Origin of the sequence: Longitalea arenae (assembly GCF_016924755.1) — a bacterium.
GTDB lineage: Bacteria > Bacteroidota > Bacteroidia > Chitinophagales > Chitinophagaceae > Niastella > Niastella arenae.
The window spans coordinates 499,503-522,506 of the sequence record NZ_JAFFJX010000003.1 but is presented as its reverse complement, the minus strand read 5'-3'; the positions used below and the strand labels follow the sequence as shown (position 1 = coordinate 522,506).

Genomic DNA, 23,004 nt, shown 5'->3' with positions numbered 1-23,004 from the left:
GACATGAAGAAGACGAATCATTATATAGGGCATGGCATGATAGCGCTGTTGTTTATTCCATTGCTGTTGGCTGCCTGCACAAAATTGAAGAACGATTCCTATAACCAGATCATAGCAAGTGAATTCGTACCTACCAGTTCTGAATTGCCGGCATTGGCGGGCGCTGCTTATGTTGACTGGCGCGGCCTGCTGCTGCAATGGAATACCGTGTACAGGGCCCAGGAGGTTTCAGGCGATCAAATGCTTACGCCTGCCAGGCCGAATGGCTGGGTAGATGGCGGTGTTTACCGGCGGATTCACGAACACAAATGGACAACGGAAGATGATATTGTGATCAATATCTGGACGAGGGCATACCAGGGTATTACCAATTGTAACCGCATTATTTACCAGGTGCAATCAGGCGCCATACCGGTTGCTGAAAAAGATACCGCTGCCCTGGTGGCTGAAATGAAATTGCTGCGCGCGTCGTACTATTGGATCTTATGCGATATTTATGGCAATGTTCCCATTGTTGACAGGTTTGATGTTCCTGCCGGCTTCCTGCCAAAACAAAACACGCGCAGGGAAGTATATGATTTCATTGTAAACGATCTTCTGGCAAACATTCCAAGAGTAACGGATGAAGTGAGCACCAAAACCTATGGTAAATTCAATAAATGGGCCGGGCTTGCTTTGCTGGCGAAAATGTATTTGAATGCCGAAGTGTATACCGGTACACCGCAGTGGGATAAATGTCAGGCGGTTTGCGATACCATCATCAACTTCGCAGTAAGTTCAGGTAAAATTGCGCTGGAACCGAATCAAAAGAATGTGTTTGTTACCAATAATGAAAATTCGAAAGAGATCATTTTTGCATTGCCTTTCGATTCGAAATATGTAAATGAATGGAATTCTTTTGATATCCATATGCAAACCCTGCAGCCGGAAAATCAAAAGACCTATAACCTGCAGTTCTCGCCCTGGGGTGGTGTATGTGCAGTGCCGCAATTTATAAACACCTTTGATCCGGAAGACAGCCGTCTGCTCGACAATTATATCCGCGGACAACAATTTACGGCAACAGGCGATAGCATTTTTGGTACTATGGGCGCTTATGTGGGGAAGCCGCTGGCCTATAGAAATGAGCTGCCCGGCGTTGACAGGTCTGAAGAGGTAGATGGTTTCCGCCTGGGTAAATTTGAAATAGCCATGAATGCTACCAACCGGCTGAGCAATGACTGGCCACTGTTCAGGTATGCAGATATCCTGATGATGAAAGCGGAAAGTTTATTGCGGCTGGGAAGTGCTGATGCGGCAGCTGCCATTGTAACGCAGGTGCGCCAGCGCGCCTTTAAACTCAATCCTGCGAAAGCGCTTGTAACCGGCGCCCAGCTGCAGGCGGGCAGCATCTATGATTACGGACTTCGAAATCACCTGACCTCCACATTCGAAGGCGGCGCCGATATCAGGTATGGCCGTTTCCTCGATGAATTGGGCTGGGAATTCAACCAGGAAGCCCGCAGAAGAACCGATATGATCAGGTTTGGGGTGTTCACCAAAAAATCATGGTTGTCGCACGCTCCCAATGGCGACTACCGGGCTTTGTATCCCATTCCAAAAACAGAAATAGATAAGAACGCCAACCTGAAACCAAACCCCGGTTATTAATTGACACCTCATTTAAACTTACCGGGCACAGTCTTCAGTGAAACCGCTTTAATAGAATGCCCCGGCCACCGGCCGGGGCATTTATTTTCTTAGGCCAGGCAAACCATTGCCGTCGCACTGGCTGTACCTGCTTATCACGGCCTTATGCAAACGAATCTTATCCGTCTTCTCCATCCGTGATCTCGCTGCCAGCGCCACTGCTGTCTTCCTGGGATCGACGTTTATCTTTGTTATCAGGAAGATTTTCATTAGCCCTGGGATTAGGGTTCTTTTTGGTTACTTCCGGTGACTGGCCGTTTTCGAATGCATTTTTCTGCTCTTCTCTTTTCTGATCTTCTTCACGTTTACTCGAAATCATATGCTTTTTTAGTAAAGGGCAAAAAAACTATGCCAGGCAGCGCCTTGCGGTACCGCCTGGCATGTAGCAAATGAACCTTGTGCTAATTTCTGAAAACCAAAAACTTGAAGTTTATGCGTGTGCATGCACACCTTCCGCAATTTCTTCCACCATTTTTCTGTTAAACGCTTCCAGGTCTTTCGGACTCCGGCTGGTTACCAGCCCTTTGTCTACCACCACCTCTTTATCAACCCAATTCACCCCTGCGTTCATGAGATCTGTTTTAATGGCAGGGTAGGAGGTCATGGTACGCCCTTTCAGAAGACCTGTTTCAATCAATAATTGCGGACCGTGGCAAATGGCCGCAACAGGTTTACCCGTATCCAGGAAATGTTTCACGAACTGCACGCATTTTTCATTGAGGCGCGCTTTATCAGGGTTCAACACACCGCCGGGAATCACCAGCGCATCATACTCCTCTGCATCAGCCGAGTCGATGGATACATCAACGGGCAGCTCAATGGACCAGTGATCGTGATCCCAGGCTTTCACTTTATCGGGCTGGGGAGAAACGATCGCCGTTTGGGCGCCTGCATCCTTCAACACCTGTAATGGACTTGTGAGCTCTACTTCTTCAAATCCATTTTCCGTAATGATCGCTACTCTTTTTCCTGCTAATTTTTGTGTAGCCATAATATATAATTTTTAGATATGAGTAATTGATCTTACTGGCTCGAAAACCGGTACCAGTCTCCCCTTGATGCATAAAAACTGTACCGCGCAATCAGCCGCTGAGCGGGCCGCCGATTGCTGAATTTGCTCTACGGATTTTTTTACAAGTACACCATTGAAATAAAACAGCATCACGGCGCCGTTTTTCTTTGGGGGTAAACCAATTATTAAGTATCTTAGTGGCTAAGATAATTACCCAAAAAGATATTTATGGATAAAGACCTGCTGAAACAATTGAGAAAACTCAGTCAGCAATACGCATACACTTCTATTCAGATGCATGAAGCCGTTGCCCGGAAGGCGGGCTTTTCAGGGACTGACCATAAATACCTGGGCTTTTTTTTACAAAAAGGGGCGATGACTGCAGGTGAGCTTTCCAGTTTGACCGGATTGACAACCGGGGCCGTTACCGGTTTGATCGACCGGTTTGAAAAGAAAAAACTGGTCAAAAGGCAATTTGCAGCAGCAGACCGGCGAAAGGTGATCATCGAGCCGAACACCAAAAACATTATGGCGCTTTTAGAGCCCTTGTATAAAGAATACAGGAATAAATCCGGGAAATTAATGGCTTCTTTTTCCGTAGAGGAGCTTAAAACCATCGAGGCCTACTTTGTAAAGGCCATTGAGATCATGACGGAAACCACCGATAAACTAAATAATAAATGATATGTCGCAGATGATCAGGAATTCTTCATTGGTACTTCCTTTTCAGGAACTGGACAGCACACAATTGATGCTGGCAGGAGGCAAGGGGGCTAAACTCGGCGAATTATCCAGGATCGGCGGCATCTTGGTGCCGCCCGGATTTTGTGTTACCACTGAAGCGTACAAACGAATGCTGGAATATAACCCGGTGTTTGACAGTTTTCTGGATGAATTAAATAATTGTAAAGCAGATGAACGGGAGCGGATGAACCAGCTCAGCGCAGCTGTTCGTACCGCCATCGAAAAGATCCCGGTTCCCCATGATCTTGCCGAAGAAATAGCAGGTTATCTCAGTAAGTTGGGCGACAATGACGCCTATGCCGTGCGGTCAAGCGCCACAGCGGAAGACCTGCCCACGGCCTCTTTTGCCGGACAGCAGGATACCTATTTGAATGTGATCGGCGTGGAGGCCATTCTGCAACAGATCAGCAGGTGCTGGGCATCGCTGTTTACAGCGCGGGCAGTAAGCTACCGCATGCAGAACGGCTTCGATCACCGTAAAGTGCAGCTGGCGGTAGTCATTCAAAAAATGGTCTTTCCGCAGGCATCAGGTATTTTGTTTACGGCCGATCCCGTCACTGGCAACAGGAAAGTAGTGTCTATTGATGCCAGCTTCGGTCTCGGAGAGGCGCTGGTGGGCGGACTGGTAAATGCGGATGTTTATAAAGTACGTGAAGGTAAATTGATCGATAAGCAAATAGCTGTAAAGAAGCTGGCGGTAGAGGCGTTGAAAGAAGGGGGTACGGTAACCCGGGCCATTGAAGCGGACAAGCAGCAGCGCCAAACACTCACAGACGAACAGATCATCACGCTTGAAGGCATCGGCAGAAAGATAGAAAAACATTTTGGCCAGCCGCAGGACATAGAATGGTGTTTGGTGGATAACACCTTTTATATTGTTCAGAGCCGGCCGATCACTACTTTATTTCCCATTCCGCAAGCAGATGATGCCCGAATGCACGTGTATGTATCCGTGGGTCATCAGCAAATGATGACCGATGCCATAAAACCATTAGGCTTGTCTGTATGGCAGCTGACGGCCGCCCGCCCCATGTATACAGCCGGTGGAAGATTATTCGTCGATATCAGTGAAGAGCTGGCTTCCCCTGCTAAAAGAGAAGTGCTGGTAAATGTGCTGGGAAAATCTGACCCCCTGATGCGCGACGCGTTCATGAACATTATCGCGCGGGGCGATCTCATACAATCAGGACCTGATGATGAGCAGCAGCCTGCAGGTAATGGCAATCAAGGCCCGCCGCCAATAAACTATCAAACATTACAGGATTATGACCCTGCCATTGTCACTGAATTGATCGAACGCAGCGAAGCATCGATCAGGGAATTAGAAGAAAGTATCCAAGCGAAATCCGGCGCTGAGCTGATCGATTTCATCCTGGAAGAAAAACAGGCCATGGGCAAGCGGCGGGCCGACATGCAGGGCTTTGGGGTGGTCATGACAGCGATGAATGCCTCCGCCTGGATCAATGAAAAGATATTTGAATGGTTAGGCGAAAAAAACGTTGCGGATACACTTACGCTGTCTGTCCCCCATAATATTACCTCAGAAATGGGACTGGCGCTATTGGATGTGGCAGATGTGATCCGCCCTTACCCGGAAGTGATAGCGTATTTACAGCAGGTGAAAGAAGATAATTTTTTGGATGGCTTGCTGCAATACAGGGGTGGGCGCGAAACCAGGCAAGCGCTGGATGCCTTTCTCGACAAATACGGGATGCGATGTGCAGGTGAGATCGATATCACAAGACCCCGCTGGCGCGAAAAACCGCTCGCCCTGGTTCCTGTAATTCTGAATAATATTAAGAACCTGCAGCCAGGCGCCAGTCATCGCAAATTTGAACAGGGACGGCAGCAGGCACTGAGAAAGGAACAGGAAATATTAGACCGGTTACAGCAATTACCGGATGGTGCGCAAAAAGCCCGGGAAACGAAACGCATGATCGACCTGGTGCGCAATTTCATCGGTTACCGCGAGTATCCCAAATACGCTATAGTTTCCCGTTATTTTGTATATAAAAAGGCCTTGCTGAAAGAAGCTGAAAAACTGGTACAGGCCGGGCTTATTCATGAAAACGAAGAGATCTATTATCTCACAGTGGAAGAACTGGGTGAAGTCATCCGCACCAGCAAACTGGATCACCAGCTCATCAACCAACGCAAAGCGGAACAAAGATATTTTGAGAAATTAACACCGCCACGGGTGATCACTTCAGACGGCGAGATCATCACCGGGCAGTATAAGCGCGGCAATCTTCCGGCGGGGGCTATTGTGGGACTGCCTGTTTCTTCCGGATGTATTGAAGGAAGGGCGCGTGTCGTTCTGAAGATAGAAGATGCCGACCTGGAAGCGGGGGATATCCTGGTGACTGCTTTTACTGACCCGAGCTGGACACCCTTGTTTGTTGGTATTAAAGGCCTGGTCACCGAAGTGGGTGGATTGATGACGCATGGCGCCGTTATTGCGCGGGAATATGGCTTGCCGGCCGTAGTTGGCGTCGAGAACGCTACCAAACTGATACAGGATGGACAACGCATCCGGGTACACGGAACCGAAGGGTATATTGAGCTCCTGTAAACTGGCAACATCCGCATCGATCACTGTCTTCCCCGCAACGTGTCATTGGGAAGTTTTATGGTATCCAGTTTGAGGGGCACATTATTGTTTTTCCCCGGCAACTGGTTTGTCATTTTTGCCGAACCGGCCGTGCCGCTGGCATTGGTGTGATCATCCGGATTGGCGGTGATAGGCATGGGATTTTTGCAATACGCCAAACACAGCATCATACCGCCCAGCATGCATGAAAAGATACATTTCATATGTTTAGATTTAAGGCAAAACCTTTCTGTAGCATATAAAAAATTCGTTCCCACTTAGGATAATTTCTGGTGCTGCCCTTTGTGGATATTCAACCCCACCGGTGGCATTGAATTTTCTGGAATTCATTTAATACTTGAACACTAAATTGAATTTTATGAATACCAGGGACAATCAAAAGGAGCAAAACAAAAAGAACATTACAGGTGATAAACAAGCCGATTTTGCAGGAACGAATCCTGACAGGTACGGTGATCCCAAACCGGCCGAAGAGCAGGATAATCCGATCCAGGACCAGGAAGCCCAGAATGTTAAGGATGGTGACCGGATGACAGGTGAGGAAGCGGAACGTGCTAAAAACAAAGCTAAAGAAGGCATCAGGCAAAACCGGGATGAATAGGATCTGCCGGCCGGTTGGTTATTGAATGGTATAATTCAAGTATTTTTTGTTGAATGATCTCCTGTGCTGTGTATGTAAAAAAATGCCCGCGGTTTTTCAGGAAGTGAATGCGCAGCCAGGGAACGTTGGTGAGTTGTCCCCTGGCAAAAGCGGCATTCGCCGGATAGGCCCAGCTGTCTTTTTCACCCTGCACATACAACACAGGTACCTGGATGCGGTTCCAGTAAGGAAGCATTTGGGTCAGTTCATCATAATGATGAAATTTCTCGGTATTGATCGACCGCAGCAGGCGCGGCATGAAGCTGCGGATAAACGGTGTTTCAAGCACAGGGGTAACCGAAAAATATTTTTCTTTACCGGGTTGAATGGGTGGAGCCAGTAATAATAACCCGTCTGCAATGCCCGGTTTGTTCATTAAGATCCGGCAGGCTATGGCCGCGCCATAGGAATAGCCAATAATTATAAGCGGGCGTCGGATGGAGCCAAACCCCTCTATCAGTTTTTCTATCCTGTTTGCCTGTTGTTCTATCGATGGCTCCGGAACACCGAAACCTGAATAGCCATAGCCGGGCCGGTCAATAGCAAGCATTTTAAACTTTTGTAACAACCGCGGGTCAGTAAGCAAGGGTGCATAAAAACTTAATGAACCAGGTGAGCCGTGTAAGAATAGTAATGTTGGTAAGTTATCATTACCTACAGCCACATAGCGTAACATCCGCCCATCTGCATTGAAATACCGGATCCTTGCATCAATTTGTTTTTTCCTGAAGAGGCGCTTCAGCGCTGCATCACTCTTCCGGTGTTGAACCAGCTTATCCAGCAAAAAACAGGCAAGCAGGGAAAACACCGGCACGCCTGCCAGCCATTTCAACAATGTCCACCTTCTCTTATGAATAAATGGGTGTTGCATATTGCCGCTGTACTGGAAGTATCAGTAAAAAAATGATACCATGTTATATCGAAGATCTCCGCTCATTGGCAGATGGTATAATTTTTACTGTTTCAGTCTTTGAAATCGCCTATCCTGCACCTGAATAAAACAGATTATGAAGTATCACTGGTATCAGAATTCCATCTTTTACTCACTCGATGTAGAAACTTTTTTTGATTCCAATGGCGACGGCATTGGAGATTTTCAGGGGCTGATCGACAAGCTCGATTACCTGGCTGCCCTGGGCATTACCTGTATCTGGCTGCTGCCGTTCTTCCCATCCCCGAACAGAGATAATGGCTACGATGTAAAAGACTATTACAATATAGATGAACGCCTGGGCAACCTGGGCGATTTTGCCCAACTGATAGATAAAGCCCAGGTGTATGGCATCAAGATCATCATAGACCTGGTGGTGAACCATACTTCCATAGAACATCCCTGGTTCAGGGAAGCAAGAAAAGACAGGAATAGCAAATACCGCGACTATTACGTCTGGAGCGACGAGCCGGTGGAGTTTGAATCGGTCGAACTGAGTTTTCAGGGTGAAGAAAATACGATGTGGACCTTCGACGAACAGGCCGGCCAGTATTACCTGCACCGTTTTTATAAGGAGCAGCCCGATCTGAACATCATGAATGCGGATGTGCGCGATGAGATCCTTAAGATCATGGGCTTCTGGCTGAGTATGGGGGTAAGTGGTTTCCGCATCGATGCAGCGGCGATCATCATTGAACCACACGGCATCAAAGGCGCCGAACAGGAGGAGCTGGAAAAATTCTTTGAGGAAATGCGGCATTTTCTCGCCGCCAAAAAAACAGATGCCATCCTGCTGGCTGAAGCCAATGTAAAGCCCGAAGAAGTGGCCACCTATATCAAAGGCGAGTCGCGCATGCATATGATCTTTAATTTTTTTCTGAACCAGTACCTGTTCCTGTCATTGGCGCAGGGAAAGGTACAGCCCCTGATTAAAACATTGCGGAAGTTACCGGGTATACAACCTGCGGGGCAATGGTTGAATTTTCTGCGGCAACATGATGAGCTCAATCTCAATCTGCTCACCGATAAGGAAAGGCAGCAGGTGTTTAAACAGTTTGCGCCGGATGAATCTATGCAGATCTATGGCAGAGGCATCCGCAGAAGGCTGGCGCCCATGCTCGATGGCAATGATGCCTTGCTTAAACTTTCCTATAGCATCTTATTAAGCCTGCCCGGCGTTCCCCTTATCAGGTATGGCGATGAAATTGGTATGGGCGACGACCTCTCGCTGGAGGGCCGTGAAAGCGTAAGAACGCCCATGCAATGGACCAGCGAACCGAATGCCGGTTTTTCTACCAGGGCAAAAGGCAGGAAGGTGATTGAAAAAGGAAAGTTTGGCTTCCCGAAAATAAATGTGCTGTCATTACAAAGCCAGGGCGATTCGATCCTGAACTGGATCGAGCGGCTGTTCAGCATCCGCAAGCAATGTCCAGAAATAGGCAGCGGCGAATTTGAGATCATCGAGCAGGACAATGAATGTTTATTTGTGCACCACTTCCGGTCAGAACATGGCGATCTGTGGTTCGCGCATAATTTCAGCGGGGACCCGGTAACATTCAGTAGAGAAGAACTGGTAGGTAAATCAAAGAAGTGGGTACATATCTTCGGTAGCAGGGATGCTGGAGAGGATAGGGCCCTGCAAATAGATGGTTATGGATTTCACTGGTGGCGATCAATCAACAAATAACAAACCTGTATGGCGATCACCTGTTATCATGCTTCACATGAACAATTCAGTCCGGCCGAATTGCTTGGCTGGATGAAGCTCGTGGAAGCAGCCGGTTTTGATGCGGTTCATAGCTCCGATCATTTTTATCCCTGGGGAGAAAGGCAGGGACAAAGCGGATTTTCTTTTGCCTGGCTGGGCGCTGCGATGCAGGCCACCCAATTGCCTTTTGGAATGATCTGCGCCCCTGGCGGCCGATATCATCCTGCGGTGATCGCACAGGCGGCAGCTACGCTGGCCCAGATGTTTCCAGACAGGTTCTGGCTCGAGCTGGGCAGTGGAGAAGCATTGAATGAACATATTACCGGTGAGCCCTGGCCCGATAAAGATACCCGGAATAAGATCCTGTATGAATCTGCGCAGATCATCAAGCGGCTGCTGAACGGAGAGACCATAACGCATGAAGGCGCTGTTACCATTAAAGATGCGAAACTCTATACAAGACCGCGATCGGCGCCACCGATCATTGCTGCGGCTGTAACCGAGCAAACAGCAGAATGGCTGGGTTCATGGGCCGAAGGACTGATCACTATCCATAAACCCCTCGATAAAATGAAAGCCACGATCGATGCTTTTCACAGAGGGGGTGGCAAAGGCAAACCGCTCTATTTGAAAATGCAGTTATCGTATGCAAGGACCTATGAAGAAGCATTATCCGGTGCATTGGATCAGTGGCGAACAAATGTGCTGCCCTCTGAAAAGTTGCAGGAAATGTATTTGCCGCAACATTTTGATGCGGCCGCCCGCGATATAACGGCAAAGGACATAGAAAAGATGGTGCTGGTGTCTGAAGATCCGGCGAAACATGTGGCCTGGATCAAACAATACATCGAGCTTGGTTTTGACCACATCGTTTTACACAACGTAAACCGGCAACAGGAATTATTCATCAAAGATTTCGGCGAGCAGGTACTGCCCAAATTGAAATAGCTGTTCACCGCCATCTCATAGTTATACCTACTTTCTTTTTAACCATAACGCAGGAACAGGAATAATACAAATATTCATGGATCGGTTATCTGCCGATAACATGGCTGATTGAATTTCGATCTTTGTTCCGTCGGGGCTCATCGTTGGATGCGGATGATCTGCAGCGCTGGTCTTATGCCCCGTTGAGAGCAGGATCATTTCGCCCGTACGCCGGTCGATCAAATAAATGCTGCGCGAGAAATCGTCGCCTACAGCAAAACGTCCATCGGCCGAACCATGCACATGCCATAATCCGCTGCCAGCTTTTGTTTGTCCGGCAATCACCATTTCCCTGGTTCGCAGATTCACAATGGCCAGTCCCGTTGGTTTCTCCCGCGTGCCTGATGGTCCCCAGGCAGTTTCCTGGCCGGGATTGGCGCCATGCCAGGCCGTGCCTGTTGTGTCTCTTGTGGCGGCGCCGGCAATTTTTCGGTGGCCCATGATCGCCATCGCTACTTCGTCTTTGCCGATCACTGCTTCATGCGTAACCCACTCGTATTCCGATTCGGGGTACAATGGCCGTAAACCCGAACCATCCGCCATTACCGTCCAGGTACGCTGGGGCGATTTGCCGCCGGTTTCCCAGCAGAATACAATTTCACCGGGCACCCAGGGATTGGTTTGAATATGGCCGATCTGAAAGGGCACTGAAATGATATATTTTATTTCACCGGTGCTCAGGTTCATGCGGGCAAGGCCTGCCGGACCGGCACCCATATTGCGCGGACCAAAATTGCCTTCCAGTTTGGTGCCGGGTGGCAGCTGTTTGGCTGCTGCTGAACGGCTAACGCGAAAGTATATCTCCTTTTCGTCCGCATCGAGCGCCATGTCGCCACCGCCGTTCAAAGAATCGGGAATAATACCGCATACCCGTTGATAAACGGAAGCAGGCTGCATATTGCCTGACCTGCTATGCGCAAATAGTTTTGCGAGGTCGGTCTCTATCACCTGTAAAGGGCCGTTTCGCCGGCTGCTGTCCATGCTGCGCATATAGTACAGCTTCATCGATCTTCTGGCCGCACAAAGCATCCCCGTATAACCACCTTCGGTGATCTGCACCTGGTCGCCGGTTCTTTCATGCACGGCCAGCACTTCTCCCTTTACCCGGCCGCTGCGAAAAATAAGCCATTGGCCGTCAGCCGTCCATTGATTATGGGTGGGATAGATCTTTGCATCTCCATGCGGTGTGCTGGTTAGAAATATTAGTTGAACACCGGTGACCGGGTCTTTTATTATTTTCCGTTCTGATGGAAACCGTTTGCCAATTTGCGCATATAACGAAAAACCCGTCAGCAGAAAAAGGCATAAAGAAGATACAGGCAGAAAAGTTTTCAATTTCATATAGCAATGCAATGTTCTTTTTCCATTCAAATATATCAGGGAGAATTTTAGTAACTGTCCTGTTGTATGCGGCAGGCAGGATTGACCATCCCTTAACATTTAAATAATATTCGCATATTACTCTATTCTTGATTTTTGCGCCTGCAAATAATCGGTTCCCATATTTAATCAACAGATATACAGTTACCTCATGACCAACAGAAGAGCATTTTTAAAGAATATAGGTTTTACCGGATCGCTGTTTGCGATGCCCTCCGTATTCCTGAACGCTAAACCGGTTACAAAACGGGCGCCGAACGACCCGGCCCTTCGTACCCTGAAGGGAATAGTGCACAGCAAAGGAAAAGGAATAGCGAATGTTGCCGTCACCGATGGTATACATGTTACGCTTACTGATAAAAACGGGCGCTATGAATTGATCACCAATGCCGGCGCCGAATTCGTTTACATAAGCGTACCTGCTGGTTATGCGTTCCCGGCCGATAAAGGGATAGCCGCATTTTATGCGCCATTGCCTAAAGGAAATGATACTGTCAAAAATGATTTCCCGCTGGAGAAACTGGAAGTGGATGACCGCAAACATAATTTCGTGGTGTGGGCCGATACGCAGATGATCTCAAAAAAAGATGTAGAGCTGTTAAAAAGCCAGTCGGTTCCCGATCTGCAGGCGCTTGTAGCTTCGTATCCAAAGAATACCCTGTTCCATGGTATTGGCTGTGGTGACCTGGTATGGGATAAGTTCGAATTGTTTGAAGATTATAAGCAGGCGGTGGGCTCCTGCGGTATTCCGTTCTTTAATGTGATCGGTAATCATGATATGAACAACGACGCCCGGGCTGATGACGGTTCAGCCAAAACTTTCAAACAGCAGTTCGGCCCTACTTATTATTCCTTTAACCGAGGCGAGATCCATTACGTGGTGCTGGATGATGTTTTCTTCCTGGGCGCCGCTAAAAAATACATTGGCTATATTACCGAGAACCAGTTGCGGTGGCTGGAGCAGGACCTGGCAACGGTAAAACCCGGCAGCACCGTAGTAGTTAGTGTGCATATACCTACTTTTACTCGGCAGGCGAAAAGAGATAATAAAGCCGAAGAACTGGGCGGCGTGGTCGCCAATCGCGAACAGCTGTATAAATTACTGGCTCCTTTCAAGGTGCATATCATGAGTGGACATACGCACTTTAATGATACCTGGGAGAGGGGCAATATGATGGAGCACAATCATGGCACGGTCTGCGGCGCCTGGTGGACGGGCCCGATCTGTGGCGATGGCACTCCTTCGGGTTATGGTGTATATGAAGTAGAGGGCAGTGAGATCAAATGGTATTATAAAAGCACCGGCAAGCACAAGGAGCACCAGTTAAGGGTGTATGCGAAAGGAAGATTGAAAAGCGCTCCGGATGAAATATGCGCCAATGTCTGGAATTGGGATAGTAAATGGAAAGTGGAATGGTTTGAAGACGGTGTTGCCAAAGGCGCCATGGAAAAAAGGGTTTCGCTGGATCCCTGGGCCATTGAATTATATGCCGGTCCGGAATTGCCGCAGAAGCACAAATTCGTTGAGCCTACAACGGCCGATCATATCTTCTTTGCCAAACCATCAGCGGCAGCCAAAGAAGTACTGGTAAAAGCTACCGACCGGTTTGGAAATATTTTCGAGGAAAAAATATCACTCTGACATATTGAACAAAATGAAAAGACCGCCGGCAATGGCGGTCTTTTTTCATAGTAAGCTTTCCTATGCAAGCGCTATAAAAGATCTGAGAGCGATCGGTGTTCAGTGCTTTTCATTTTGAGATAAAAATCATTTCCCTGGAATTCAAACAGAGGTGTTTCTTTCGGATTGCGATTGTACTTATCGATAAGACTGTTTACTGCATCAATGATATATGGGTGTTGATAGAGCTCTCCCACCCAAAGGTTATGTATTATTTTGTAGTCGGTAAAAAACCGGTGTTCTTCGTTTTCCCAGGCGCCGCCATAGTCTGTGCTTAACCAGTTGTAGAAAAGCAGGATCTGTTCATGATTGCTGAGCTGCGCCCTGAGTATTTTCAGGTATTTCATCTTGCTTTCATAATCTGTTAATGCATCGCTGTAAGCAACAAATTTGACTATCAGGAACAAATGCCTGAAATAGTGGCCTAAGGAGCTCGAGTAGCCTTTATATTCTCTAAAGTCAATCGGGTAGGAAGGATCCGATTCATTCGGTCCCTCGATTATCCTGAACCAGGAATGCGATAATGAATCTATATCTATATAATCGCTATTCCAACCCCAGAAAAAAATATCGTAAGCGTGTTTGTATTCCTGGATAAAGGGCAGGTGATCGTAATTGATATAACCCAGGAAGGATTTAAATTCATCGGCCATCGTAACAAATGCCTGCCGCTTTGATACCTGTTTTCCATGTACAACACTGGTTATACAAAGTTCATCCACGTTCTCTTTATGCAGCCGAAGCATTTCAAAGAACTGGCTTTCGAATTGCTGGATCTTGTTTTGGGTTTCCTGGTATAGCTTCTCTTTTTTATACTGCCTTTCCGTTTGTTTTATCTGGTCGGTGAAAAGCTGAACCTGTAATTTATTGGCCCGGTACTGCATATAAAAAGCCAGCCCGGTAACGATGACGGCAGAGAGATTAATAAAAGGGCTCATCAGTCCGCCGATGGTATCACCGATTTGACCGGTGCTGGAGAAACCGGCAGCGGTATTCGTAAATAAAAGCGGTGAGAAGGGAGCGAACAGAAACAGTATTGCCGCCAGCGTTAGTAAAGTTATAATGAGCGGGGTGAGGTTTGTTTGATAGTCCTTTTTCCTGTCTTGCATAAGGAACTATTTATTGTCAGAAAATACATGATATCAAATGTATAGTTTTCCGGTCGCAGTTAGTGCACCGCCCATGTTTATTGCGCTTGATGGTGATCAATATCTGAAGATCCGGGGGGAATTACAAAGCTGCTGTCAGCTAGATGTGGGTGGTCTATTTTCCAGTTGTGGATAAAATATTTACTGAAGGTTTTGATGTATTGATAGTACTCGTATTCCGTTTCAAAGTTTTTCAACTGTTCATAGCTGGGGCGGTACTGGATCATAAATGTATCCAATGCCGGCGATCGAAGGCCGGTAATGCGTTTTACCAGCGCTTTGGTGAAACGGTGATCGACATATTTTTCCCGTTCTTCCCTTTCCAGCCGGGCTTTCAGTTTTTCCATGCTCCTGATCTTTCTGGTGTTAAAAAGGAGGTCGAAGCTGATGCCGAGCCCAAAGCCGCTACCCGGAGCAGACGCCAATACAGGGTCATAGTCAAAGACTTTTTTATATTCGGCGCGGTTGGCCAGTGAGTCCATCCGGTAACTGGGTTGGCGAACGGTTACGGAAGCCAGGCTATCAACGGCTACGGGCAGACTGATATCGAGTGGTTGATCGGGCGGTAAATGTTTAACCGGGAATTTGGAGGTCATTTTGCCCAGGTAGGAAAAGTAAACGGAGTCGTCGGCGGGCACTTTCAGGCTGTAGCGGCCCAGGGAATCGGTTATCGTGCCCGTACCAGAGCTGCTCAACACGCTCACATGCGGCACGCCGAAACGGGCCTGTTTATCATATACAGTGCCTTTGATAAGTACCTGGCAAAAAGCTGCCTGGTTTGTCTGCACGAATAGCAGCAATAAAATGGTTGTACGAAAAATGATAACGCACTTCATGCTTTGCCCGATTTAAAAAGCATTAATAGCCCGGCCGGTTATTCTTCTGTGTGCAGATAAAAATAAAAAATTTTGGGAATTAATGTGCAGAATAGGACAAAAGCGACATTTTGCAGATAGGAAATAATAGCCGCCTGTGCGGAACCTTGAAGATAAAAAGCTATCTCCAGGCAGGTAAGTTCCCCACCTGAAGACAGCTTATACAATGGAACCAATTAAGAAATATCAAACTGCTCTCGCCATTCATTTTGTTATAGATCCGCCTCGAGCCTTCGGCTGATCTCCTGTTCCAGTGCATCGGGCAATATGGAGCCTTCATCGTCTATGGCGGTCAGCCGCTTTATCTCCGAATCCCAGGTAAAGACATGCTCGGGGCCGCCGTTTACACTTATGTAATACCGTTGCTCACCATTAAAGGTAAACGGTTCTGTGATCACTGAATAAGGAACATCGTCAACCAGCAGATCGTATGTTTTACGGTTAGAAGGCTTCCTTTCACGTACTGCATCGTCGGGGAATGCTTGCAGGCTTTGGCGGTTGGCCCCTCTGCCTGAACTTCCTTGTTTGTTATTATCTCCACGTCCTGACATAACTATATATTTTACGAGCAAAAGCACAGGAATTATGCCAGCCCTTTACCTTGGGGGAAGGGCAACAATTCGTGGAATCTATTGTCCAATGCCACCCGGCAAAAAGGGAAAAGGATGCCCCGGTCAATTTGACAATATGAATGATAGTTTCACTGGCCAGGCCCTTGAATTTCGATCAACATTACTTATTTTAGGCGCTTTAAGCAAGTGCCTGCAATTCCTGCTACATATAACGAAGAAAGTGTGATCCAACGCTTGCAAAAGGGCGATAGCGATGCATTCCTGGAATTGTACAATCATTATCACCCGGCCCTTTATCACTATGTGCTTCGCTTTGTTAAATCACCAGCCATTACCGAAGATCTGCTGCAGGATGTATTCCTCAAGATCTGGGAGATCAGAAGCCGCATCGATCCTTCGCTTTCCTTTAAAGCCTACCTCTACCGGATCTGCCGAAACAGTGTTTTCAAACGCTTGAAGAAGATCGCCGTGGATGAGAACCTGCGGATGCAGGTTATGCAGCAGTTTACGCAATCGGTTGCGGACGCTGATCTGAAATTGTTATGGCAGCAATACGAAGAAATTTTACAGGCTGCTATCAATCGATTGCCTCCGCAGCGGCAAAAAGTGTTCAGGCGCTGCCGTGAAGAAGGTAAAAGCTATGACGAGGTGGCCAATGAGCTTGGCATTTCCCGCAACACAGTGAAAGAGCATATGGTACTGGCTATGAAACTGATCAGGGAACATTTGGATGAATATGGCGATACGCCCATGCATTTTATGTTTATGTTATTTTTAATGACAGATTGCTCCGCTTTTGGCTGCACGCTCAGCTGAGATCATGCCCCCGAAAAAAATAATTACAATTTTTTTTCTCCACCACCCACCCTTATTTCGCGTTCGGGGATACTATATATACAACGCAGCCAAATTCTGTTTATGCCGGAAACCAATGAATACCTTTCGCAGCTTCTAACCCATTATATAAATAGCACTTGCACACCGAAACAGGTGGAAGAACTGATGCAATTGCTTCAGCACGATACCGCCAACCGCGCCCTCTTACAGCAGTTACAGGTTGCATTTGATAAAGCCATGGAAGGGAAGGCTGAACTGCCGGCCGCCATCAGCGACAGGTTACGCAATCGTTTGTTGCAGCAGGTGCAAGCGCCCGTTACGCCCTTATATCAGCGCTTTTATTTCCGGGTAGCTGTAGCTGCAGTATTTATACTTTCACTGGGCGCCGCCTGGTTTTTGTTCCTGAAAACAGCGCCGGTACAGGAAGTCGCCAGGCATAAAGAGGCGCCACCGGCAAAAATGAGGGTCACAAAAAAAGCAGGCGCCTACATCACACTGGCCAATGGGGAGATCATTGAATTAGGGAATGCTGATCAAGGACCTTTGGCCGGTAAGGATAGCATCCATGTGTTAAAACTGGCGGACAGCCGGATCGCATACGATACCGCTTCGCACAAGGACGCTGCTGTCACCTATCATACCTTAACCGTTCCCCGTGGTACCAGGAGGATGCAGGTGATGCTGGCAGACGGCTCCATGGTATGGCTGAATACCGCATCCTCTTTAAAATATCCCACTTCTTTTGCCGGAAACCAAAGAGCCGTTGAGCTGAATGGTGAGGCTTATTTTGATGTAAAACATGATGCTGCCAGGCCCTTCACTGTACATACAAAAGATCTTGGGGTACAGGTCCTGGGCACCGGCTTCAATGTAAGCGCATACGATGACGATGAAGGAACGAACGTCGTACTGGTGCAAGGCAGTGTTGCGGTACATGGGCAAAGCCTTTCGGGAAACCTTACAAAACGGCTGCTGCCCGGTAATATGGCCAGCTTTCGCAGCGGTGCAGAACGGATCGCCACCAGTTCCGTTGATATTGAAGAATACATCTCCTGGAGAAAGGGCTACCTGATATTCAGACAAACGCCGCTCGCCCAGATCGCCAAACGGATGTCGAGGTATTATGATGTACGCATTAATACCGACGTGCTGCTGCATAGTGATGAAACATTTTCGGGCAGGCTCGATCTGCAGCATAATATCGAAGCGATCATGAACCTGGTATGCCTCGGAACGCCGTATTACTATTTACCAAAAGAGCAAAAACTGGCTTTAAGAAAATAAATGAGATAACCAATTTTTAACTAACTGCGCACGTATGAAAATGAATGGCTGTAAATGTCCCGGCCAGGGACAAGCCCACCTGCTATTTTTAAAGATCAAGTTCACCGTTTTTTTATTGTTCATTGGTATGCTGAGTGTTTCGGCAAAGACCTATTCTCAAAACACGCGGGTTAACCTCAACCTGAAGCAGGCCACATTGCCGGAATTATTTGAGGAGATCCAAAAGCAAACCGGCTATCTTATTTTTTACCGCGATAAACTGCTAAAGCGGGAAATGAAAAAGACGGTTCATTTTGAGGAAAAGAATGTGCCTGTTGCGGATGTGCTTAAACGCGCACTCGATGACACTGGTTTAACCTATGCCATCAGCGGCCGGCAAATTGTTATCACCGCCAAAGAAGAAGCTGTTGCCACCAGGCAGCGCGATACATTGTTGCCAGTGCGCGGCCGGGTATACGATACCCATGAACCGCCGCTTGCATTATCGGGGGTTACGGTGACCATTAAAGGCGCTGCTGTAAGCACCATTACTGATGCGGATGGTTATTTCACCATCAAGGCCCACAAATACGATGTGCTTGTTTTTTCCCGGGTTAGTTTCAAACCGGTTGAGTACACCGTTACGAAAAGCGATAACGCCCTTAACATTTCCATGAAAGAAGAGGTGAACGACCTGGAGCAGATTGTGGTGGTAGGGCTTTCAGAACAGAAAAAGAAACATATTGCAAGCTCAGTGGCCACCCTGAATGTGGCTTCGAATATCACAGGCAAACCCATCACCACCTTATCACAAAGTTTGCAGGGCGGTGTTACCGGTTTACAGGTTACCCAGAATTCCGGGTTACCGGGTGGGGATGCTGCTACCATCAAGATCAGGGGCATCAGTACCCTGGGCAATTCCAATCCCCTGGTATTGGTAGATGGCATTCCGATGGATATGAATCATATCGATCCCGTAACCGTGCAAAGCGTTACAGTGCTTAAAGATGCGGCCGCTGCGGCCATCTATGGGGCCAGGGCCGCCAATGGCGTAATTGTCGTTACCACCAAAAGAGGTATGCCCGGCAAGGTGGCCGTTACCTATGATGGTTATGTGGGCATACAGGCGCCTTCCAGTTTGCCCCAGGTGGTAGACGCCCCGGAATATATGCGCATGTATAATGAAGCGCAGCTCAATGCCGGTAAACAAGCCACCTATTCAGACAGTGATATTGAAAATACGATCGCCGGTACCGATCCGGTAAGATTCCCCAATACCAACTGGATCGATGAAGTGATCGACCAGCGGGCGCCCATTACAAGTCATACCCTGGCTGTGAGCGGTGGTAATAACGTGGCGCGTTTTGCTTTATCGGGTAACTATTTATATCAAAAGGGCATGCTGCCGGTAAACAATACCAGCCGGTTCAATATCAGGGCCAATACTTCTGTAACCCTCAGCAAGAATTTTGTGATCAACCTCGACATGCTGGCCATCAAGAGAAATACGCTTACCCCTAACCGGGCAACTGCAACGGGTAATACCGGTAACCGCATGCTGGAAGATATTTACCGGGTACCGCCTACCATTTTGCCCAAATATCCGGAGCTAGATGGGCGCACCATTTACGGCAGGTATGTAGATATTGTTAACCCGGTCGCCTATGCGGAGCGAGGCGGCCAGCGCAAATATGAAAGCGGACAAACCAGTATCAACCTGCAGCCTAAATGGCGGGTATTGCCCGGTTTGAATGTACGCGGTCAGTTCAGTTTCCGCTTGAACAGCGACGTTAACCGTGATACCCGTAATACCTTCAACCACTTCGATTATTATACGGGCCAGTTGCTGCAAACCTGGACCATGCAAAGGGCCGTGACCACTACGCGGTCTACTTATTATTACCTGGGCGCGAATGCCGACTACACAGTTACCCTGGGTGACCATATGTTGTTTGCCATGGCCGGTTATTCACAGGAAGAGACCAATTCCGGTGATTGGGATGTTTCTTCCCTGATCTCGGGGTATGCGAAACTGAATTACTCTTATCAGAATAAATACCTGCTGGAAGGAACGATCCGTACGGATGGCTCTTCGCGGTTCAGTCCGAATAACAGGTTCGGCTATTTTCCTTCCGTCGCCCTTGGCTGGAATGTACATAATGAACATTTTCTTAAAAATGTGAGCTTTATCAATAACCTCAAACTCAGAGCTTCCTATGGTTACCTGGGGAACGAGAATATTGGTTTGTATAAATACCAGACCCTGGTGAACTCATCCAGCGGGGTGGAAACAACCTATGGCAATCCAAATATCACCTGGGAAACCGTACATATGACGGATCTTGGCGCCGATATCGGTTTGTTCGATGGTAAAATGGAAATGACATTCGACTACTATGATAAAATAACCAACGACATCATCCTGAACCCATCCTTACCGCTGGTAGGAGGCTTTGAAGGCGAAGTACCGGTGAATGCCGGTAAGGTACAGAACAAAGGCTGGGAATTGTCGATGAATTATAATGCGAAGGCAGGAAAGGACCTCAGCATTTCTATCCGCCCCGGACTTTCATACAATAAGAACACCATCCTGAGCCTGGTGGCTGGTCCCTACATCAATGAGACCGGTACTAACATCGACCAGGTAGGCAGCCCTATTGGCAGTTTGTATGGTTATAAAACAGATGGCCTGCTGCAGGCAGCGGATTTTGATCATTCCGGCAAAGCGCTGGTGCCGGTGTTGCCCAATGCAGCGCCCGGCGACATCAAATACCTCGACCTGAGTGATGATGGTGAGATCAACGCAAAAGATCAAACGCTGACCGGTAACCCGGTGCCACAATTGAACTACTTCTCTAATTTCAGGATCGCCTATAAAAAGCTGGACCTGGAATTCCTGATCCAGGGTACCGGTAACAGTGATGCTGTATTATTGGATATGTTCGCCCTGCCATTAGACCTCAGCAAAGATGGCGGCGTGCCTACAAAATATTATGCAGCCAATTACTGGACGCCGGAAAGGACCGGTGCCCGTTTCCCCCGCTTGTCAACCGCACCTGCCAATAATAAGTTATCATCTGATTTCTGGTTTCAGAATGGCGCCTATCTGCGGGTAAAATTCATTCAGCTCGGTTATGATCTCACATCTCCTTTCATAAAGCGAACGGGCATCAACTCCATGCGCTTATATTTCAATGCGCAGAACCCGCTCACCTTTACCAGCCTGAAATTGACCGATCCGGAAAGCCGCGGCAATCAATGGACCTATGGTATTATGAAAACCTACACGTTCGGATGTAACATTCAATTCTAATTTGCCACAACATGAAACAATTTATTTTATTTATATCGATGCTTGCCGGTGTTATACTCTTTCCCGGCTGTAAAAAATATTTGGAACATGATCATCCCACCAGTATCTCCGATGCGGAATGGTGGAACACTTCTGCCGATGCAACCAATGCCCTGAACTCGGTGTATGCAGGTATTCCCGACGGTTCTTCCGGCAGGCAATTGATGTTCTTGTCGGCATTGAGTGATGAAGCGGTTGCACGCCAGAGTACCCGCGGCGATTATGAGTCTTATGTAAAAGGATTGCATAACCCAACCTGGAATGTGGGGGCCGGCATCTGGGAAGATGATTTTAAAGATATCCGCCGTGCCTGCCGCTTTTTAGAGAATGTTGACCGTTGTTTTATGGATGATTCCCTGAAGATCCGTTATAAGTATGAAGCCAGGGCATTGAGGGCTTATTATCATATGGAGCTGCTGATGTTCTTTGGCGATATACCTATTGTACGAACTTCGGTAACCCCTGCAGAAAGTTACCTGGAAAGAAATAAGGAGGCAGATGTGTACGATTTTATTGTGAGTGAATTGACCGACTGCGCCCATCACCTGCCTGCAGTTTATAATAATGCCGATCTGAAAAGAATCTCCGCCGGCACCTGCTGGTCGCTGATCAGCCGGCTGGCCTTGTTTTACAAAGAATATGAAACGGCCAGGGACGCTGCCAAAAAGGTGATCGACCTGGGTGTATACGAATTGTATAAAACCGCTGCCAATCCCAGGAACAGTTATGCCGATCTTTTTCTCTATACCGGTGAATTGAATAAAGAAAGAATTTTCTTCAGGGAAAACACGAGTGGTGGACAACAATGGAACACCTTTGCGCCGCTGGGCGTAGGTGGAAAGACGGTGCTGTCGCCTACAGCCGCTGTAGTGAATAATTATGAAACCAAACAGGGAAAAACGATCTGGGAGCTCGGCGCCGATTCAGCGGCCATTTATCAGAAAGATCCCAATTACAAAAACAACCGCGATCCGCGGCTCATTGCTTCTGTGTTGTTACCCGGACAAACATTTTCGTCTTATGTCCTGAAGCCATTTGATGCTGCACAAACCAATCTCGATCGCCTGGGTGCGCAAAATGCGACAGCTACCGGTTATTGGGTGAAAAAGTATCTGGATCCCAAAGACCGCACCGGCACCCGCACGCTGGATTATATGATCATCCGGTATGCAGAAATATTACTCAACTATGTGGAAGCGCTGGTGGAACTGAAGCAATGGGATCATCCTGATGTGGTGAAGTATTTAAATGAGGTGCGGGAGCGCGCCTCCATGCCGCCGGTAGATGTTACAAGATATAATACGCAGGAAAAACTGCGGGAGCTGGTGCGCCGCGAAAGGCAATCGGAGCTGGCATTTGAAGGCGGGCGTTTTTATGATATCCGCCGCTGGGGCATCCTGGGCATGGTGATGAATGGACAGGTATATGGGGCTGTTGATCCTGCTACCAACGAACCGGTTAAAGTGGAAGTGCGCTCCTGCAATGAAGCCCGTGATTTTCGCTGGCCCATTCCGCAACGGGAGATGCTGGCCAATCCCGCGATGGAACAGAATGATCACTACTAGTTGAAACAA

The 23,004-nt window shown here is 47.8% G+C and carries 19 protein-coding genes; 11 read left to right on the top strand and 8 right to left on the bottom strand.

Translation table 11 applies throughout. The annotated features are described in order from the left end of the window. Positions 1–3: 3 nt before the first annotated feature. Positions 4–1,650 carry a RagB/SusD family nutrient uptake outer membrane protein gene (locus tag JT717_RS10775; protein WP_240347975.1) on the top strand — a complete coding sequence of 549 codons (1,647 nt, stop codon included), beginning with the start codon at positions 4–6 and terminating at the stop codon, positions 1,648–1,650. A 157-nt stretch (positions 1,651–1,807) separates the two neighbouring features. Here JT717_RS10775 and JT717_RS10770 read toward each other — a convergent pair whose 3' ends face one another. After that, on the bottom strand, positions 1,808–2,008 hold the full coding sequence (locus tag JT717_RS10770; protein ID WP_205510214.1) for a hypothetical protein: 201 nt from the start codon (positions 2,006–2,008) through the stop codon (positions 1,808–1,810). A gap of 111 nt (positions 2,009–2,119) precedes the next feature. Further along, a complete protein-coding gene (locus JT717_RS10765; protein WP_205510213.1) occupies positions 2,120–2,680 on the bottom strand; it encodes a type 1 glutamine amidotransferase domain-containing protein in 561 nt (186 codons plus the stop codon). Positions 2,681–2,929: 249 nt separating this feature from the next. On the opposite strand from JT717_RS10765, the gene JT717_RS10760 reads away from it, so the two are divergent. Together JT717_RS10760 and ppsA are read left to right on the top strand one after the other, a co-directional pair. Beyond that, positions 2,930–3,385, top strand: a complete 456-nt coding sequence (locus JT717_RS10760) for a MarR family winged helix-turn-helix transcriptional regulator (protein ID WP_205510211.1) — start codon at positions 2,930–2,932, stop codon at positions 3,383–3,385. A 1-nt stretch (position 3,386) separates the two neighbouring features. Then, complete coding sequence (gene ppsA, locus JT717_RS10755; protein ID WP_240347974.1) at positions 3,387–6,017, top strand: phosphoenolpyruvate synthase; 2,631 nt, start codon at positions 3,387–3,389, stop codon at positions 6,015–6,017. A 20-nt stretch (positions 6,018–6,037) separates the two neighbouring features. Here ppsA and JT717_RS10750 read toward each other — a convergent pair whose 3' ends face one another. Then, a complete protein-coding gene (locus JT717_RS10750; RefSeq protein ID WP_205510209.1) occupies positions 6,038–6,259 on the bottom strand; it encodes a hypothetical protein in 222 nt (73 codons plus the stop codon). Positions 6,260–6,414: 155 nt separating this feature from the next. Between JT717_RS10750 and JT717_RS10745 the strand changes: the two genes are divergently transcribed. Then, positions 6,415–6,657: a hypothetical protein gene (locus tag JT717_RS10745; RefSeq protein WP_205510207.1), complete on the top strand. Its 243-nt coding sequence runs from the start codon at positions 6,415–6,417 to the stop codon at positions 6,655–6,657. Here JT717_RS10745 and JT717_RS10740 read toward each other — a convergent pair. Then, the gene (locus JT717_RS10740) at positions 6,635–7,567 is read right to left on the bottom strand and encodes an alpha/beta fold hydrolase (RefSeq protein ID WP_205510206.1); all 933 of its coding nucleotides are present in this window, start codon (positions 7,565–7,567) and stop codon (positions 6,635–6,637) included. The genes JT717_RS10745 and JT717_RS10740 overlap by 23 nt on opposite strands. Positions 7,568–7,703: 136 nt before the next feature. On the opposite strand from JT717_RS10740, the gene JT717_RS10735 reads away from it, so the two are divergent. Both JT717_RS10735 and JT717_RS10730 read left to right on the top strand, forming a co-directional pair. Further along, positions 7,704–9,314 (top strand): alpha-amylase family protein, encoded by a 1,611-nt coding sequence (locus JT717_RS10735; RefSeq protein ID WP_205510204.1) that lies wholly within the window; start codon positions 7,704–7,706, stop codon positions 9,312–9,314. Between the two features lie 9 nt (positions 9,315–9,323). Beyond that, positions 9,324–10,283 carry a TIGR03885 family FMN-dependent LLM class oxidoreductase gene (locus tag JT717_RS10730; RefSeq protein WP_205510203.1) on the top strand — a complete coding sequence of 320 codons (960 nt, stop codon included), beginning with the start codon at positions 9,324–9,326 and terminating at the stop codon, positions 10,281–10,283. Positions 10,284–10,310: 27 nt separating this feature from the next. Here JT717_RS10730 and JT717_RS10725 read toward each other — a convergent pair whose 3' ends face one another. Continuing rightward, positions 10,311–11,663: a TolB-like translocation protein gene (locus JT717_RS10725; RefSeq protein WP_205510202.1), complete on the bottom strand. Its 1,353-nt coding sequence runs from the start codon at positions 11,661–11,663 to the stop codon at positions 10,311–10,313. A gap of 190 nt (positions 11,664–11,853) precedes the next feature. On the opposite strand from JT717_RS10725, the gene JT717_RS10720 reads away from it, so the two are divergent. Continuing rightward, positions 11,854–13,344 carry a calcineurin-like phosphoesterase C-terminal domain-containing protein gene (locus tag JT717_RS10720; RefSeq protein ID WP_205510201.1) on the top strand — a complete coding sequence of 497 codons (1,491 nt, stop codon included), beginning with the start codon at positions 11,854–11,856 and terminating at the stop codon, positions 13,342–13,344. Positions 13,345–13,415: 71 nt separating this feature from the next. On the opposite strand, the gene JT717_RS10715 is transcribed toward JT717_RS10720, so the two are convergent. The 3 genes from JT717_RS10715 to JT717_RS10705 all read right to left on the bottom strand — a co-directional run bounded on the left by JT717_RS10715 (position 13,416) and on the right by JT717_RS10705 (position 15,957). Then, a complete protein-coding gene (locus tag JT717_RS10715) occupies positions 13,416–14,492 on the bottom strand; it encodes a putative phage abortive infection protein (RefSeq protein ID WP_205510200.1) in 1,077 nt (358 codons plus the stop codon). 77 nt (positions 14,493–14,569) lie between these two features. After that, positions 14,570–15,367, bottom strand: coding sequence for a carboxypeptidase-like regulatory domain-containing protein (locus JT717_RS10710; RefSeq protein ID WP_205510199.1), 798 nt, complete (start codon positions 15,365–15,367; stop codon positions 14,570–14,572). 251 nt (positions 15,368–15,618) lie between these two features. Then, on the bottom strand, positions 15,619–15,957 hold the full coding sequence (locus JT717_RS10705) for a hypothetical protein (protein ID WP_240347973.1): 339 nt from the start codon (positions 15,955–15,957) through the stop codon (positions 15,619–15,621). Between the two features lie 243 nt (positions 15,958–16,200). On the opposite strand from JT717_RS10705, the gene JT717_RS10700 reads away from it, so the two are divergent. The 4 genes from JT717_RS10700 (at position 16,201) to JT717_RS10685 (ending at position 22,995) form a co-directional block, all read left to right on the top strand. Beyond that, complete coding sequence (locus JT717_RS10700) at positions 16,201–16,794, top strand: RNA polymerase sigma factor (protein ID WP_205510198.1); 594 nt, start codon at positions 16,201–16,203, stop codon at positions 16,792–16,794. 102 nt (positions 16,795–16,896) lie between these two features. Continuing rightward, complete coding sequence (locus tag JT717_RS10695) at positions 16,897–18,099, top strand: FecR family protein (protein ID WP_205510197.1); 1,203 nt, start codon at positions 16,897–16,899, stop codon at positions 18,097–18,099. A gap of 34 nt (positions 18,100–18,133) precedes the next feature. Next, positions 18,134–21,391 carry a TonB-dependent receptor gene (locus tag JT717_RS10690; RefSeq protein ID WP_205510195.1) on the top strand — a complete coding sequence of 1,086 codons (3,258 nt, stop codon included), beginning with the start codon at positions 18,134–18,136 and terminating at the stop codon, positions 21,389–21,391. A gap of 11 nt (positions 21,392–21,402) precedes the next feature. Continuing rightward, positions 21,403–22,995: a RagB/SusD family nutrient uptake outer membrane protein gene (locus JT717_RS10685; RefSeq protein WP_205510194.1), complete on the top strand. Its 1,593-nt coding sequence runs from the start codon at positions 21,403–21,405 to the stop codon at positions 22,993–22,995. Positions 22,996–23,004: the final 9 nt, after the last annotated feature.